Annotated in this window: 17 protein-coding genes; 16 read left to right on the forward strand and 1 reads right to left on the reverse strand. The window is 37.5% G+C overall.

Annotated features, from left to right (window positions below; translation table 11 throughout):
- Positions 1–11 precede the first annotated feature (11 nt).
- The 6 genes from OL225_RS02940 to OL225_RS02965 are packed head-to-tail and all read left to right on the forward strand — an operon-like array spanning position 12 to position 3,409.
- The gene (locus OL225_RS02940; RefSeq protein WP_319800560.1) at positions 12–539 is read left to right on the forward strand and encodes a GNAT family N-acetyltransferase; all 528 of its coding nucleotides are present in this window, start codon (positions 12–14) and stop codon (positions 537–539) included.
- A complete protein-coding gene (locus OL225_RS02945) occupies positions 536–1,069 on the forward strand; it encodes a GNAT family N-acetyltransferase (RefSeq protein ID WP_264517217.1) in 534 nt (177 codons plus the stop codon). The genes OL225_RS02940 and OL225_RS02945 overlap by 4 nt, the downstream gene beginning before the upstream one ends.
- 12 nt (positions 1,070–1,081) lie before the next feature.
- A complete protein-coding gene (nadE, locus tag OL225_RS02950) occupies positions 1,082–1,873 on the forward strand; it encodes an NAD(+) synthase (protein ID WP_264517218.1) in 792 nt (263 codons plus the stop codon).
- A 25-nt stretch (positions 1,874–1,898) separates the two neighbouring features.
- The gene (locus OL225_RS02955) at positions 1,899–2,417 is read left to right on the forward strand and encodes a ribonuclease domain-containing protein (RefSeq protein WP_264517219.1); all 519 of its coding nucleotides are present in this window, start codon (positions 1,899–1,901) and stop codon (positions 2,415–2,417) included.
- A 57-nt stretch (positions 2,418–2,474) separates the two neighbouring features.
- Positions 2,475–3,098, forward strand: coding sequence for a Zn-dependent protease (locus OL225_RS02960; protein WP_264517220.1), 624 nt, complete (start codon positions 2,475–2,477; stop codon positions 3,096–3,098).
- Complete coding sequence (locus tag OL225_RS02965; protein ID WP_047378644.1) at positions 3,095–3,409, forward strand: barstar family protein; 315 nt, start codon at positions 3,095–3,097, stop codon at positions 3,407–3,409. The genes OL225_RS02960 and OL225_RS02965 overlap by 4 nt, the downstream gene beginning before the upstream one ends.
- A gap of 210 nt (positions 3,410–3,619) precedes the next feature.
- Here OL225_RS02965 and OL225_RS02970 read toward each other — a convergent pair whose 3' ends face one another.
- Entirely contained in the window at positions 3,620–4,102 is a 483-nt protein-coding gene (locus tag OL225_RS02970; RefSeq protein WP_047378643.1) for a cytidine deaminase, read from the reverse strand.
- A gap of 100 nt (positions 4,103–4,202) precedes the next feature.
- On the opposite strand from OL225_RS02970, the gene namA reads away from it, so the two are divergent.
- The 10 genes from namA to OL225_RS03020 all read left to right on the forward strand — a co-directional run bounded on the left by namA (position 4,203) and on the right by OL225_RS03020 (position 15,441).
- Positions 4,203–5,255 (forward strand): NADPH dehydrogenase NamA, encoded by a 1,053-nt coding sequence (gene namA, locus OL225_RS02975; RefSeq protein WP_264517221.1) that lies wholly within the window; start codon positions 4,203–4,205, stop codon positions 5,253–5,255.
- A 28-nt stretch (positions 5,256–5,283) separates the two neighbouring features.
- Complete coding sequence (locus tag OL225_RS02980) at positions 5,284–5,562, forward strand: DUF2752 domain-containing protein (protein ID WP_264517222.1); 279 nt, start codon at positions 5,284–5,286, stop codon at positions 5,560–5,562.
- A gap of 287 nt (positions 5,563–5,849) precedes the next feature.
- Positions 5,850–6,254: a type VI secretion system tube protein TssD gene (tssD, locus tag OL225_RS02985; protein ID WP_047378640.1), complete on the forward strand. Its 405-nt coding sequence runs from the start codon at positions 5,850–5,852 to the stop codon at positions 6,252–6,254.
- 149 nt (positions 6,255–6,403) lie between these two features.
- Positions 6,404–8,335, forward strand: a complete 1,932-nt coding sequence (locus OL225_RS02990; protein WP_264517223.1) for a type VI secretion system Vgr family protein — start codon at positions 6,404–6,406, stop codon at positions 8,333–8,335.
- Between the two features lies 1 nt (position 8,336).
- Entirely contained in the window at positions 8,337–8,507 is a 171-nt protein-coding gene (locus OL225_RS02995; RefSeq protein ID WP_264517224.1) for a hypothetical protein, read from the forward strand.
- A 61-nt stretch (positions 8,508–8,568) separates the two neighbouring features.
- Positions 8,569–9,543: a DUF2931 family protein gene (locus OL225_RS03000; protein WP_264517225.1), complete on the forward strand. Its 975-nt coding sequence runs from the start codon at positions 8,569–8,571 to the stop codon at positions 9,541–9,543.
- Positions 9,544–9,577: 34 nt separating this feature from the next.
- On the forward strand, positions 9,578–10,990 hold the full coding sequence (locus OL225_RS03005) for a DUF2235 domain-containing protein (protein WP_264517226.1): 1,413 nt from the start codon (positions 9,578–9,580) through the stop codon (positions 10,988–10,990).
- A gap of 58 nt (positions 10,991–11,048) precedes the next feature.
- Positions 11,049–12,092, forward strand: coding sequence for a hypothetical protein (locus OL225_RS03010; protein WP_264517227.1), 1,044 nt, complete (start codon positions 11,049–11,051; stop codon positions 12,090–12,092).
- 29 nt (positions 12,093–12,121) lie between these two features.
- The gene (locus tag OL225_RS03015) at positions 12,122–12,610 is read left to right on the forward strand and encodes a DUF4280 domain-containing protein (protein WP_047378635.1); all 489 of its coding nucleotides are present in this window, start codon (positions 12,122–12,124) and stop codon (positions 12,608–12,610) included.
- A gap of 11 nt (positions 12,611–12,621) precedes the next feature.
- Positions 12,622–15,441 (forward strand): OmpA family protein, encoded by a 2,820-nt coding sequence (locus OL225_RS03020; RefSeq protein ID WP_264517228.1) that lies wholly within the window; start codon positions 12,622–12,624, stop codon positions 15,439–15,441.
- Position 15,442 lies beyond the last annotated feature (1 nt).

The raw sequence follows: 15,442 nt of genomic DNA on the forward strand, positions 1-15,442 counted from the left end.
AACTAATGAGTATGAAAATAGAAACAAAACGACTTATTTTAAGAAAACTTGAAGAGACAGATGTAGAACGTATTTTTCTTTTGGATTCCAATCCTGAGGTGATGAAATATCTGGGTAAACCTGCGGCAACAAAAGAAGAATCGAAAGAAGTGATCCAAATGATTCGGAAGCAATATGAAGAAAATGGTGTGGGAAGGCTTGCTGTTATTGAAAAAGAAAGCGGATTGCTGATAGGATGGTGTGGTTTAAAATTACTGACAAAACCTATCAATGGTTACAAAAATGTACTGGAATTGGGATATCGTTTTATTCCAGAGTTCTGGGGAAAAGGATATGCCACTGAGACCACTGAAAGAACACTTGAATATGGTTTTATTGAGCTAAATGCAAATGTAATTTATGCTTATGCCGATTCCGGAAATACAGGCTCAAGATATATTCTTGGGAAACTGGGTTTTGAAAATATTGGAGAATTTGAAGAAGATGGGGTGATGTGCTCATGGTACGAACTGAAGCGTGAAAAATATATACAAAAATGATTACCATAAGACAGGAAGAGAAAAAAGATCATCATCAGGTCTTTCAACTTACGGAAGAGGCCTTTAGAGAAATGGAACACAGTGATCATCAGGAGCAGTTTCTGGTGGGAAAATTAAGAAGATCTGAAGCATTTATCCCGGAATTATCATTAGTGGCAGAAGATGAAAACGGAACAATTGCAGGGCATATTCTGTTTACAAAAATTAAAATTGTTAATGATAACGCATCTTTTGATTCCCTTGCATTGGCCCCTGTTTCCGTAAAACCTGAATTTCAGAATCAGGGAATCGGTGCGAAATTGATTCTTCAGGGACATCATATTGCTCAAGAGCTGGGATATGAATCGGTAATACTTATAGGGCACGAAAAATATTATCCACGCTTTGGTTACAAAAAAACAAGTAATTTTGGGATTTCTTTTCCATTCGATATTCCGGAAGAAAACGGAATGGCTGCAGAATTGGTAAAAGATGGATTAAAAGATAAAAAAGGAGTGGTGAAATACCCTCAGGAATTTGGAATAGACTAAAAAATATAAACGATGCAGACACAAAAAGTGATAGATCATATTGTAAGCTGGTTAAAAGATTATGCCACAAAAGCAAAAGTGAATGGATATGTAATTGGAGTTTCAGGAGGAGTAGATTCAGGGGTTGTTTCTACATTGGCAGCAATGACAGGCCTGAAAACATTACTGATCGAAATGCCGATCCGTCAGAAAGCTGATCAGGTAGACCGTGCAAAAGATCATATGAATGACCTTAAATCCAGATTCCCCAACGTTGAAACAATGTCTGTAGATCTGACGCCTGCTTTTGAGGAGCTGTACAAAACTTTCGATGTAAAAGATGATCTGTTTCCTAACGAGAAACTGGCATTTGCCAACACAAGAGCCCGCTTGAGAATGCTTACCCTGTATTATTATGGACAGATAAATGGCCTTTTGGTAGGGGGAACCGGAAATAAGGTGGAAGATTTCGGGATAGGATTTTATACAAAATATGGAGATGGCGGAGTAGATGTCTCTCCCATTGCTGACCTTTATAAAACTGAAGTATATGAACTTGCCAGAGGGTTGAATCTGATCAAAAGTATTCAGGAAGCAATTCCTACAGATGGACTTTGGGATGTAGACAGAACAGACGAGCAGCAGATTGGTGCTACGTATCCGGAACTGGAGAAAATCCAGAAAGAATACGGAACCAAAACGGCTGATGACTACGAAGGAAGAGATAAAGAAGTTTTTCAGATCTTCGACAGAATGCATAAAGCTGCAAAACACAAAATGGACCCTATTCCTGTTTGTGATATTCCTGAAGAGTGGAGAGCATAAAATATTATTACATTAAATACTAGTTATGAACGGTAAAATAAGATCCCTGTTTTTTATTTGTCTGGGACTCCTTTTCGGAATGGCTGTAATGTATGTTTACAGAAATTTTATTGAAGATAAAAAAGATCAGACAGGTCCTGTAAAAAAGGAAACGGTGAACTATAGCAGTACCACCCCGGATGGTGCATCCAATAATGGGAATTCATCTGCTCAGGTTTCTATAGATCAGCTTACAGAGGAAAAAACGGTGATCAGCTATGTGAAACAGAATCATAAACTTCCGGATTATTATATCACTAAAAATGAAGCGAGAAAACAGGGGTGGAATCCTTCCAAAGGAAATCTTTGTGACGTACTTCCCGGAAAAGCTATTGGCGGAGATAAATTCGGAAACAGAGAAGGTCGTTTGCCGGATGGAGAAAAATATTTTGAAGCAGATGTAAACTATCATTGTGGCGGAAGAAATGCTGATCGTATCATTTACACTCAGAATGGTGACGTATATCTTACCAAAAACCATTATAAAAGCTTTGAAAAACAATAAATAGTCACTTCGTTCCTCGCAATGACTAATATGTAATTTGCATTGTAATTATTAATTTTGAAGAATATTAGATTTTTTTACTTTTTAATTGTTTTGCTTCTGGCATACTCATGTTCGGAAAAGAAGAATATTGCAAAAGAAAAAATAGAAAAGCCAGCCGTAACAATACTCATACAACCATTTAAAGATATTAAACAGGAAACTGTAGCAAAAGTAGCTGAAGGAATAGAAAAAGTATACCCGAATGTAAAAGTTCAGAATGCCATAGATTTTCCTGAAAATACTTATTATAAAGGAAGAAACCGATATAGAGCAGATTCAATCATTAAGTTTTTAAATAAGGAAACAAAAGAAGGATTTGTTACAATTGGTCTGACTTCAAAAGACATCAGCGCCACCAGAGGAAAGATAAAAGACTTTGGAATCATGGGATTGGGGTATAGACCTGGGAAAGCTTGTGTAGCTTCAAATTTCAGACTGAGCAAAGAAAATCGGGATGAGCAGTTTTACAAAATAGCTATTCATGAATTAGGTCATACTCAGGGGCTGCCACATTGCCCCGAAAAAATGTGCTTTATGAGAGATGCAGAAGGTAAGAATCCAACCAATGAAGAAACGGATTTCTGCAAAAAATGCAAAACTTTTTTAATCAATAAAAAATGGAAATTTAGTTCAATATGAAGACAATATATATAGATTTTACAGACATAGGTGACTATGAAGATTTTTACACCCAGCTAAAGGAAAAAATTCAGCTTCCTGAGCATTTCGGTGATAATCTTGATGCACTTTTTGATACCATCACCGGAGATGTGGAAATGCCGCTCCATTTAGAATTCGTAAACATGACTGTAGATCAGCTAGAAATTTTCGAAGATCTTCTTACAACACTTGAAGATGCGGAAGAAGAAGTTGAAGACTTTAGCTTTAGCTATTATCTTGAGCAGTACGAAGACGAAGATGATGATGTGGAATCTGAGGACGAAGAATAGAAAAAAAGGCTGTTTCAATAGAGGAGACAGCCTTTTTTATGCTGATCTTTATTCTTTAACATACAAACCTAACAGGTTTCCAAAACCTGTTAGGTTTCTTATCTTATTAATTGTAAAGTTTATTTAGGACTAGTCAATGTAAAGTTTTTACTTCACAACCTGCCAAGGTTTCAAACCTTCGCAGGGTTTAAAAATCAAGTTTTACTTTGGTTACAAAAACGTAGAATCAAAATAAAAAGGAAGCAGATCCTTCACCGCACGCACTTTTACAACCTCTTCATTCATACTTGAAAAATAAAGGTCTATATCTTCATTTTGTTTGGTTTCATACTCTATTAAACTCTGGCGACAAGCTCCACAAGGAGGAATCGGAGGGTTCTTTTCATGAAATTCTTTAGGACCACCTACAACGAAGATCTTTTTTATTTTCACATTCGGAAAATTGGCTGCTACCCAAAAAACAGTCGTTCTTTCCGCACAGAGTCCGGATGGGTAGGCTGCATTTTCCTGGTTGTTCCCGGAATAGATTTCTCCGTTTTCCAATAATACGGAACATCCTACCAAAAATTGAGAATAGGGTGCATAAGCATTCTCACGAGCCTCTTTGGCTCTTGCAAATAATTTATTTTCTATATCGCTCAGTTCACTGCTATTTTTAAAATATTCATAACTGATCTGTATGTCTTTTTTCATATATTGTCAACTAAAAAAGGGGGGTAAAATTAGTTCTTTTTAATGAAGTGGGCAATATTTTATTCTCCCGGTAAACAGTTCAATTTTTTTTAAGAATATAATGTTATATACACCAATAAAATTCAGAAATGTAGAGTTAAAAAACAGATGGGTAATGTCCCCCATGTGTATGTATTCATGTGAAAACGGAGAAGCCAATGACTTCCATTTTGTACATTACGGAAGCAGATCGCAGGGTGGTACAGGGTTATTGATTGTAGAAGCTACAGGAGTAGAACCCAAAGGAAGAATTACCAATCACTGCATGGGAATCTGGAATGATGTACAGGCAGAGAAGCTGCAAAGAATTGTAGAATTTGTGCATAAAAATTCAGAAAGTAAAATAGGAATTCAGCTGGCTCATGCCGGAAGAAAAGGTTCAACATGGAATAACCTGCAGATTTCTGTGGAAGAAGGCTGGGAAACCGTTGCACCAAGCCCTATTCCTTATCATCCTACAGAAAGAATTCCGCATACATTAACGACAGATGAGGTTAAAGAACAGGTTCAGAATTTTAAAAAAGCGGCAAGAAGAGCTGTAAAAGCTGGCTTTGATATTATTGAAATTCATGGGGCACACGGATATCTGATCCATCAGTTCCTGTCACCACTATCCAATATCAGAACAGATGAATACGGTGGAAGCTTTGAAAACAGGATCAGATTTCTGATTGAAATTGTAGACGCTGTTAATGGGGAATTGAGTGAAAATACAGCTCTTTTTGTAAGAATTTCCGGAACGGAGTATGCAGAGAACGGATGGGACATTCAAAGCAGTGCAGAACTGGCAAAAATTTTAAAACAACACGCTGTAGACCTTGTGGATGTATCCAGTGGAGGAAATATTCATGGCGCAAAAATTTCGGTTTTTGACGGCTACCAGGTTCCTTTTTCATCACAGGTGAGAAAGGAAGCAGGTGTAAAGACAGGAGCAGTAGGATTGATAACCAAAGTGGAGCAGGCTGAGGAAATTCTTCAGAAAGGCGATGCCGATCTTGTTTTTGTGGCAAGAGAAATTCTTAGAAATCCATATATTGCCGTTCAGGGGTCTTTTGAAATGAAAGAAGACTGTTTTTTCCCACATCAGTATACCAGAGCTAAAATCTCTTCTTAGGTAATGAAAAATTTATAAAAACTCAGAAATGGATATCGAAGATTTCATGCTTACCTGCCCCAGTAAAAAATTCCTTGGGGTAGAATGCCTGGGATGTGGTGCCCAGAGAGCAATTGTACTGGTATTTGAAGGAAAGTTTTCTGAAGCTTTTCAAATGTATCCTGCGGTGTATACTTTATTGCTGTTCTTTCTTATTCTTGGTTTGAGTTTTATAGATAAAAAAAGAAAATATAGTAATATTTTAATGATTATGGTTGTAATTAATCTTATTATCATGATTATTGGATACACATATAAACATTATTAATTAAGAAGAAAAGGACAAATGCTTGATATTGAGCTCAATGTATGTAGTGAGCTTTCTTTTGTATCCTGATTTATATAGGGTTATGTAGAAAAATTTCAATAAAAAATAAAATTTATTAGATTAAAATTCTTGTATTATTTTGTCGTGTAGAATTTTTAAAATGTCGTAGAACTACTACAATTTATGAAACTGTTCTCTAAAAACTTTTTAAATTAGAACATGAAGTCTATCTTTGTTATATAAATCCTATATCTGGGAACAGTTGTTAATGATTAAAATTTAAGAATATGGCAGGAAATTCAAGAGGAATCTTAAAATTCAATGGAGGAGAAGGTCAGAAGTTATTAAAGCTTAACTACAGCGTATCAAGATCTACGGACATTTCAGGACGTGTAGCATCTGATCCGTCAAACGCATTGATTAAAGTAACCATTGAAGCAACAGAAAAATCTGATGTTTTAGAAAGCTTACTAAACAGTAAATATAAACCTACAAACGGAGAAATAAACTTCAATAAATCTCATGAAGAAGGAACACTGATTTCTTTGAAGTGGGAAAACGGATATGTTATCCAGCATGAAGTAGACTTTGATGCAGTAGACAGTAACAACATGCTGATCAGCTTTGTAGTAAGCGCTGAAAGCATTACATATGGAAATTCATCTTATGATGGTCTTTGGCCAATGAGCTAGGTCTTTCATGAGTGAAAAATAAAAGACTGTCCTTAATAAGACGGTCTTTTTTTACCTTAGACTATATTCAGTGGGAGCTTTTGTTTTTATTTTTAAATTCCCGTTCTGTTGAATAATCGTTTAGAAAATTAATCAAATCACTAAAAAATATGTCAAATACACCCGGAAAATCACAAGCGACGTCTTTTCGTCCTACGCAGAATGCAGATGGTATTTCCGAAAACCATCATACAGGTATCAACCGTTTGGTAAAACTTTCCCTTGTCATAGAAGGTAAGATTATCAAGTACTATAAGCATTTTAAGCTTAAACAAAGCACCAGACGACACCATGAATTTACGCTGACACTGGCGCATGATACTCTGGGAGACAGACAGACCCATTCATTGGAAGAGGCCAATAAATTTCTTGGAAAACGGCTTACGGCTGTTATTTCCTATAAAGATATAGACAACAGCCCCGAAAGAACCTTTGTAGGAGTGATTACCGGAGTAGGATTCAGCCAGGAACAGATGAGTTTAGGAAATATTGTCCTTACCGGATACAGTCCTACCATTCTCCTTGATGGAGCTCCCCATATCCAGAGCTTTGGAGGTGCACAGTCTGTAAATGTAGGAATCATTGCCGAAGAAGTGATCAAACAGGGAATTGACAAAAGCCGTTTTGATATCAGGGTAGATGCCAATAACTATTCTCAGATTATCTACAGCAGCCAGTATGATGAAACCCATTACAACTATCTGGCAAGAATGGCTGAAGCTTATGGTGAACAGTTCTACTATGACGGTGAAGTCTTACACTTCGGAAAACTTCCTGCTCAGAACAAACCAATAACCCTTACTTACGGAAGCAGTGCCAATGATATAAAAGTGGAATTGAAAGCTGTACATACCAAGCCGCAATTCTACGGCTACAACAGCAATAAAAATGAAAGACTGACTTCCGGTTCAACACCGATCAAACACGTGGGCGATCTGGCAAAAACAGCATACAGTCATAACGAGTCTATTTATAAAACTCCGGCTTTACAGATGGCTCCCATCAAAGCTGCCACGCACCTTGATGTTGAGTATTCTCAAAAAAGTGCATCAGGAAGCGAAGCTGTCAACGTTTTTTCTGTTTCAGGAAATACAACAGTGCCTTTCTTACATCCGGGCTGCGTAGCAGATGTGCAGATGCGTAAACAGGATTCTAATGAAACCTCCTATTTTACCAGAATTATGATCACAGAAGCCGAACATGAAATTGACACAATAGGTCATTATAATGGAAGCTTTATAGGAATTGCCGCAGACACAGGATTTCTTCCAAAACCGGAATACACCATTCCGAAGGCTGAACCGCAGACTGCAACCGTAATTTCCAATACAGATCCCGAAGGACAAGGAAGGATACAGGTGAGATTTGACTGGCAGACCAATGATACCACTCACTTTATCCGTATGATGAGCCCTGATGCGGGAGGCACAGATCAGGTTAGCCAAAACCGTGGTTATGTTGCCATTCCTGAAGTAGGAGATCAGGTGATGGTCAACTTTGTTCACAGCCATCCGGACAGACCTTTTGTAATGGGAGGAATGTTCCATGGAGGAATTGCATTAGGAGGTGGTGTAAACAATCACCTTAAGTCAATTCAAACCAGGAGCGGAATCAGAATTTTAATGAATGATGAAGAAGGAAGTGTAACGATACTTGATCCAAGTGGAAATACTTATTTCATGGACGGACAGGGCAATATCAGCATGAAAGCACCTAAAAACTTTACTTTAAATGCAGGTGACAATATCAATATCACCGCAGGAAAAGAAATTTCAATAGGAGCAGGAGCAAGTATTACCAGTACTGCAAACGATAATATTGTTTCCATTGCAGGAAAAGATATGAAACTTACAGCCTCGGGAGATATTACAGAAACTTCCGATACCAGAACGGAAATGATTGAAAAAGAATTCAAGAGACAATCTGAAACATCCAACGAAATAGCTGGTGAAATTTCTATGTTCAGCGAACTGGAAAATATGACCATGCAAAGTGGAAAGATTGTAGAATTCAACAGTGCTGAAAAATCAAAACTTTTCTGATATGGCCATTATAAAGACAGCAACCAATCTGCACATCACGGTTAAAGATTCCTATCATCTGAGCGTAGGAAAAAAGGTGGAGAAAATAGCAAAGAAAATCAATGTGGAAGCACATAAAGCAAATCTGGTTTTAGCAAGTAACAAGAAGATTATGTCCCATGGTCATAAGTAAATATAACCTGCTGATTCTTTTTATATGGTGTTTTTCATTAACGAATTGTCAGAATAAAAAAATGGAAGAAAAATACAGTTGGCTGGGAACCGTTTCTGCCCCACAGGAATATCCGATGGAAGTGTATGAAGGAGCTATTGTTGCCGATGGTTTTACTTACAGCTTTGATGCAATCTGGGGAACACAAAATACAGGATGGGGTAAAGAAGGAGGAACCATGAACGTGACCACCGAAAGAATGAATGCTCCTCATGAGCTGGAATTCACATGGTATTCTCTGGTAGAGAAAAAATTCTATACCGGGAAATGGAACCTGGATAAAGAAAAGATAAAAAGCCTTTTTGACGAAGGATTTGTAGATCAGGACACGAAAAAGAAATCTACTTACAGTTCTTTTGTTGTGGGACTAGCTCCACAAGGAAGGGTAGTGCTTTGGATGAAAGGTGCAGGAAATCAGAAAGAAGTAGGTGCTTTTCAGGCTCATGATACTGTTATTACCAAAGAAAAAGCATACGATAACGCACAGTATATGCTGAAAGAAGGCTTTGCGGACAGAATGTTGAAAGATCCGTCTTATAAGACATTCAAGCCGGAAGTTCGGGAGAAAATTGAAAAAGAAGGATATCCTGCAGCTGATATTTATAACGTATACAGAGAAAAATACAGCTGGAAACCTTCAGTGATTCTTCCGGAAGGTGCAACATGGATAGATTTCGGATTTACCAATTATAACGGTGAGCAGGAAAATCTTTTTGATCAGAGTTTAAAAGCTAATACCTACAAAAGCAGAGCTGTTCCCGGATTCTGTGGTTTTTACTGGAAAGATAAAAACAACAACAGATATGCGGTATGGATAGACTCTTTTGATGACAAAGAAATATTTGATCTGTTTCAAAAATTAGGTAAGGGTAAAAACATTGATCTTACCATTAAAGTTAATGAAGACAATACCAAAGTTTTGGTGTTCTTAGAATCTGAAAAAGAAAAGCTGGCTGTTACCAAAGCAAAAATCAGAGTATCCGGAAAGATAGAATGATAATATTCACTCAGTCAATTTAAAAACAAGAACTATGCACAACAATCAATTTGGAAGTTATACACCATCTGTATCCAAAGAGGAAGTACTGGATATTACCATTGGGATTTTTTTTGACGGAACCCTGAATAATAAAACCAATACAGACGAAAGAAAAAAAGGGACGGAGGCTCATAAAAAACATGGCGGAAAAGCTACAGATAATACCAGCTACAATAATGACTGGAGTAATGTAGCCCGTATGTGGGATAATTATGATAAAAACTTCGGTATTTATATAGAAGGTATCGGTACACAGGATAAAGAAGGAGATGCTACGCTGGGCTATGCTTTTGGAACAGGAGAAACCGGGATCAGATCAAAAGTGAGAAAAGGCTGTGAAGAAATCGTAAAAAAGGTGAAAACCATTAAAGCAGAAAAGAAAGCTGATAAAATTGCTGTTCTTACTTTTGATGTATTCGGATTTAGCCGTGGGGCTGCTGCTGCCCGTAACTTTGTATACGAAATTGGAAAAGCAAAATATAAAGCCACTTCACGCACAGTTGCCAATGAAGCTGTTTCAGTGACTACCTACTCAGATGATGACGGAAAAGGTGTTGCTTCGGAAGAACTTCCAAAATGGGGACATTTAGGCCTTAAACTTGAAGAAGCAGGATTAAAGGTCGATGTTTTGAAAGTAAGATTCCTGGGAATTTACGATACGGTTTCTTCCTATTCAAAATACCTGTCACCAGTACCCAATTTCAGCAATGACGTAGAAGAACTGAGCCTTAATGATATTGGAAAAGCTCAGACGGTAGTTCATTTTATTGCAGAAAACGAGCACAGAGAAAACTTTGACCTGACAAGAGTACATATCGGAACGGAAAAAACATTCCCGGGTGTACACTGCGATGTAGGCGGAGCCTATGAAAACGGGCAGGAAACATGGGAAGAAGTTGAAACATCATGGACCACCAGTACCAAATTAAAAGCATTAAAAACAGAGCTTGAAACAGAAGGATGGTACGAAAAAGACCAGCTTACCATTACTCCCGGATTTTATCTTTCATTAAGAGGATCTCGCTATCTGCTGAAGACTTTCAGCTATATTCCTTTACATTTTATGGCAGAATATGGGATTGATAAAAATCTTCCTATAACCATAAAGAAACTGACAGACGATAAATATTCCATTATGGATGATCAATTTTTAATAGGAATAAAAGATCGTCTCAGAACTTACGTAATGGGAGATGGCAAACCTTATTCTTTCAGACATTATAAAGAACTGAGGGACGCCTATGGAGGAAACGAAATTCCGGAAGACCGCCAGACAGCGTATCAGAAAGAAGTAAAAGAACAGGATGATTTAAGATTCCTTCGTCTTCATTACCTTCACTGGTCCGCAAGAAGAGAAAAAATCGGGATGGATCCGAGGCCAAACAGAACAAGAGTTATCCATTAGAATTAAATCTTTAAACAAAAGATATCAGTCAAGAAAGAAATTGAAGCAGGAACATTTTATGCAGAAATATAATATACATACCGTTCAGAAAGATGAAACTTTAAAAAGTATAGCCTCGCTGTACGGGTTGGATAAAGATGCATTAAAACTCTTCCATAATAATCATTGCGCTGTTAAGGATATGATCCTGATCAACCTTAACGGGCAGAAAGAACTTTTTATTCCGAGAACGGCAGTTGCAGATAAAAACAGTCTGGTAAAATTCGGAAGAGGAAACAAACTTGTTTTTCAGCCGGAAACTTCAGTGCGGAAATACAGTGTTGTCATTACCATTGAAAAAGGAGACGCTCGAAGTGAATTAAAATATGAAACATCAGTTCGCTGGCTGAAAACAGATAAAGGACTTTACTTTTTTGAGATAGACAGGACATCCAACCTTTATCTTAATGAAGAAGAAGTTAATGAAATTGCAGATCTGCTGGCGTACAGAACCTCTAAGGTTTTATACCCTCTACAGATCAGTACAGATGAACAGGGAAAATTTGGAACAGTAGAAAATGCTGAGGTATTTATCAAAAGATGGCCGGCCGTTAAAGAAGAACTGTATAAAGAATTTGAAGGAGAGACGGTAGACGAATATTGCGGAAAGATTGAAAAAGTAATCAGCCAGCCTGAAGCCATAGATCTTTACCTTAAAAATGATTATTTTATCCGTGCTTTGTTCTTTGGGATATACCAACGTTTCGGACCGGACTATATAACAGAAATGACAGCAACTTTTCCGGTAGTGGATAATGCAATTGAACCCAGATACAAGATCACACTGCAGACAGATCCGCTAAAAGGAGAAACAGACCTGATTACTGTGGAAGGATCAGGAAAATTATATGAAGAAAGAGATATTGATGATTTTATAAGAAGATCACCTTTTTCATTGATTATAGAAGACGAACCGATAATGAATGAAGAAGGAACTTTCAGACTCATAAGCTATTTGAAAGAAGAAACTTCACTTCCGGAATCTCTTTATCTGGAATGCAGTATCATGCTGCAGGAAGAGAAAAAGATTTCAGTATCAGTTTCAGGAATTGATGAAAACTAAATTACCATTTCACTAAAGATAAAATTAATATGGCAGAAAAACATATTGTAGTACAGGGCGCCATGTGCAAATGCCAGTTCGGGCAGGCTCCGGACAAGCTGAAAGTACTTACACACCAAAAAGAATATGCCAATGATAAAAGCGCTTCCAAAAAACTGATCGTTACTACGAAAGAAATAGGAGCAGCTACATTTGAAAAAAATACCTTCGGAAACTGTACCAAAATGGGAGTTCCGCCGCCACCTTGCAAAATCATGGTTACAGAATGGCAGAAGTTTTATGATAAAGTACAGCTCAGCAATGGCGGATATATCATTGTAGAAGACAGCAAAGCCGTATGTGCTGTTGCCGGAACTCCATGCATTGAGATCATAGACCACGGGCAGAGAGCAGAAGCCAGCCAGCAGAACTTTAAAAATGCAGATAAAGACGTCCAGCAGCAGATTAATCCGTTGGTAGATTCCGAAGAAATGTATAACGAGCAGCCTTCAGGAGGAGGTCAGGATGGTGCAATCTAAATGATAAAAAAATGGCAAAAGGCGTAAAAAAAATAAAAGTTGTAAGCGGACTGTATTATCCTAAAATGTCTGTACTAGGGCAAAGGGTAACAATAAAACCTGACCAATGGGTGCAGTTTGGTATTGACGAATGGCTGCCGGGCACTACAGATGCAGATAAAAAGAAACCTCTTATCTGGATGAGGCAGAACAGCAACAGGAAAATTATTATCAATCAGGTATCCTCTGCGGGCGGGTATAAATTTTTAATAGATAAACAATACTGCGGAAGTTATCAATTCTATATAGAAGCCAGTCTTTCAGGAGTAAGAGATACTAAAAATAATACAGGCCTGTACGTGAAAGGCTGGTGTGAGCCCAAAATTGTAAGCAGTAAGTGGTCCACACAAAAAAACAGCAAAAGCATAAAAAACAATAAAAAGATAGAGTATATTTCCTACGGACATATTGTACACCTGAACCTGATGACAGAAGGCCTGAATGGGAATACACTTATTATTGAGCTGTGGAACCGCCAAACTGCCAAAAAAGATAAGCAGATATGTGTATATACTGATGTACAGGTAATAGATGGTGAAGTGAACCTGAAAATAGAAAACACCTATTCCTGGATGGCGCATGTAGATTATATTGTAAACGTAGAGGAATTTTATATTAAAGTAAAAGATGCCGCGTCAAAGCAATATATCAAAGATAGATTGGGTGATGATCTTCATGCCATCTATCTGAATGTGAAAAATAAAATAGTCACAACCAATACCAATGGAGCCCAGAACCAGACTCCAACGAAAGTATATAAGCCGGATGTAAATGCAGTCAGACTTGAACCCTGTAAATTTGAAGTCATCAAAATTACAGAAAGTGAAATAAAAGATGGCAAAGCCAACAATACAACAGCTACAGTCTTTAAAAACGGAGACGGTGTAAAACAGATAAAATCCGCTGCATTACAGGAACATATTCAGAGAACGATCTTTTATAAATTTGATTCAACAGTCATTGATAAAGATGGAGTGGCCATACTGAATAATGTACTCAAATTTCTTCTCGAACACAAAGATGCTACCATGAATCTCAGTGGCTATGCCTGCGTTATAGGAAAAGAAAATTACAACAAAGGACTTTCACAAAGAAGGGCAGATGTTGTCAAAAAATTCTTTGCAGACGGAGGGTTAGATCCAAAAAGAATCATCTCAGTAGGAAAAGGAGAAGTAGATCCTACCGATGATAAAATGGGAAGAGATAATATCAAATACAAAAATGAGAAAGACTACGAAAACAACCGTAGAGTAGACATTTCATTCGTATTCAATGCTCATGATGCCCAGACAATCAATTATGCTGTAGTAGCTCCTACTTCAGCCACTAAAAAAGAACTCATTATTGATGTTACAGGATTTGATACCAACAGCTGTTTCAGAGATACCAAAAACAAGCATAAAAAAGAAATTTATATCGTAGACGTAGGGCAGGCAATAGATAAAGGAGATACAAAGAAAAGTTTCCAGACTCCATCATTCCCTTATGAAGTCTATGCTCCGCTGAGCAGGTATAATTTTGGAGGAGGAGTTGGGTTTGATGCCCAATCAATGACCGTTATGCAATATATCTGGCCTGCATCTTCCAGCCCGAATCAGTTTCATATGCACGTACATACCTGCAGGTATTACAGCAATGAGAAAAGAACTACGGTATTAATAAAAGCATATCCGGATATAAAGTGGAGATTCGCCTTTTTTATCAATCTGAGCAACAGCTTAAGTATAAAATGGCAGAAAATGACTCCCGACAAGCATAAAGAACTTCGAAGTAAGGCATTAAGCCTTGCCAATGAAGAGAAAGGAAAATACACAGATGTAGAATTCGGAGTGGAGCTTAAGGCCTCTTATGACAAACAAAAAGATGGAAGCTATTATTGTAAGCCGGAGCTTACTCTGAAATATAAAGATAAGATCAGTAAACTCTTCTCTATTATTTCTTCCGTTAAAAAAATGTCGCAGGGAATCACATCACAGACAAAAGGTGTGGTGTCCAAAGGAGTAGGAAGAAAGCTGCCATTTGAAATAAAATTAAATGCTCCCGCATTATATTTTGGAGCAGAATGGGAAGCAGATGTAAATGAAGCTCATTCTGATATAGGGACAAAACTGATGCTCTTCATTGAAGCAAAACCTTTGGTTGAGCTGGCCATTGTTTTTGACCTTTTGGCTTTAATTGTTCAGGCAGGAGTTGCTGTAGCGACGGCCGGAACAGGAAATGCGCTCGCTCTTGAAATCTTCAATATGGTAAGAGAATGGGCAAGCAAAGGATATGAAACGGAACATGTAGTTATCAATTTTAAAATGTACATTGATCTTGAAGTAAAAGGAAAAGTAGACGGTGTTATCGATGGTTCATTCAGTACTGTGAAAGACGGAGCGGAGGTCAATTTTGATCTGAGCTCCAATATAACCGTTGAATTAAAATCCGGACTCGAGTTAAAAGGAATGTTTGTGGTCATCGGAACTACAAAAAAACCAGAACTGGAAGGACACATAGAAGGAAAACTAACTGCAGGAGCAACAATGGGAATTACTTCAGGGCATAAATTAAAATATGATTCCACAGCCGGAATTTATTATATTCCGAGTTTAAGTATAGACCCATGTGTGGGAACAGTAGTGGTCATGGTAAAAGCCGGATTTACCTATAAAAAAGTAAGCTCAGACTGGACTCCGGTAAATTATAACAGAACCCGTACATTTTTTGACGGATTTGATATCATGAAATATTTAGCAGAACTAGCAGGTTATGACAACAAAATGTTACTTTGGGAAAAAAAGAAAAATTAAA

The sequence above is a fragment of the Chryseobacterium viscerum genome (assembly GCF_025949665.1).
Lineage (GTDB): Bacteria > Bacteroidota > Bacteroidia > Flavobacteriales > Weeksellaceae > Chryseobacterium > Chryseobacterium viscerum_A.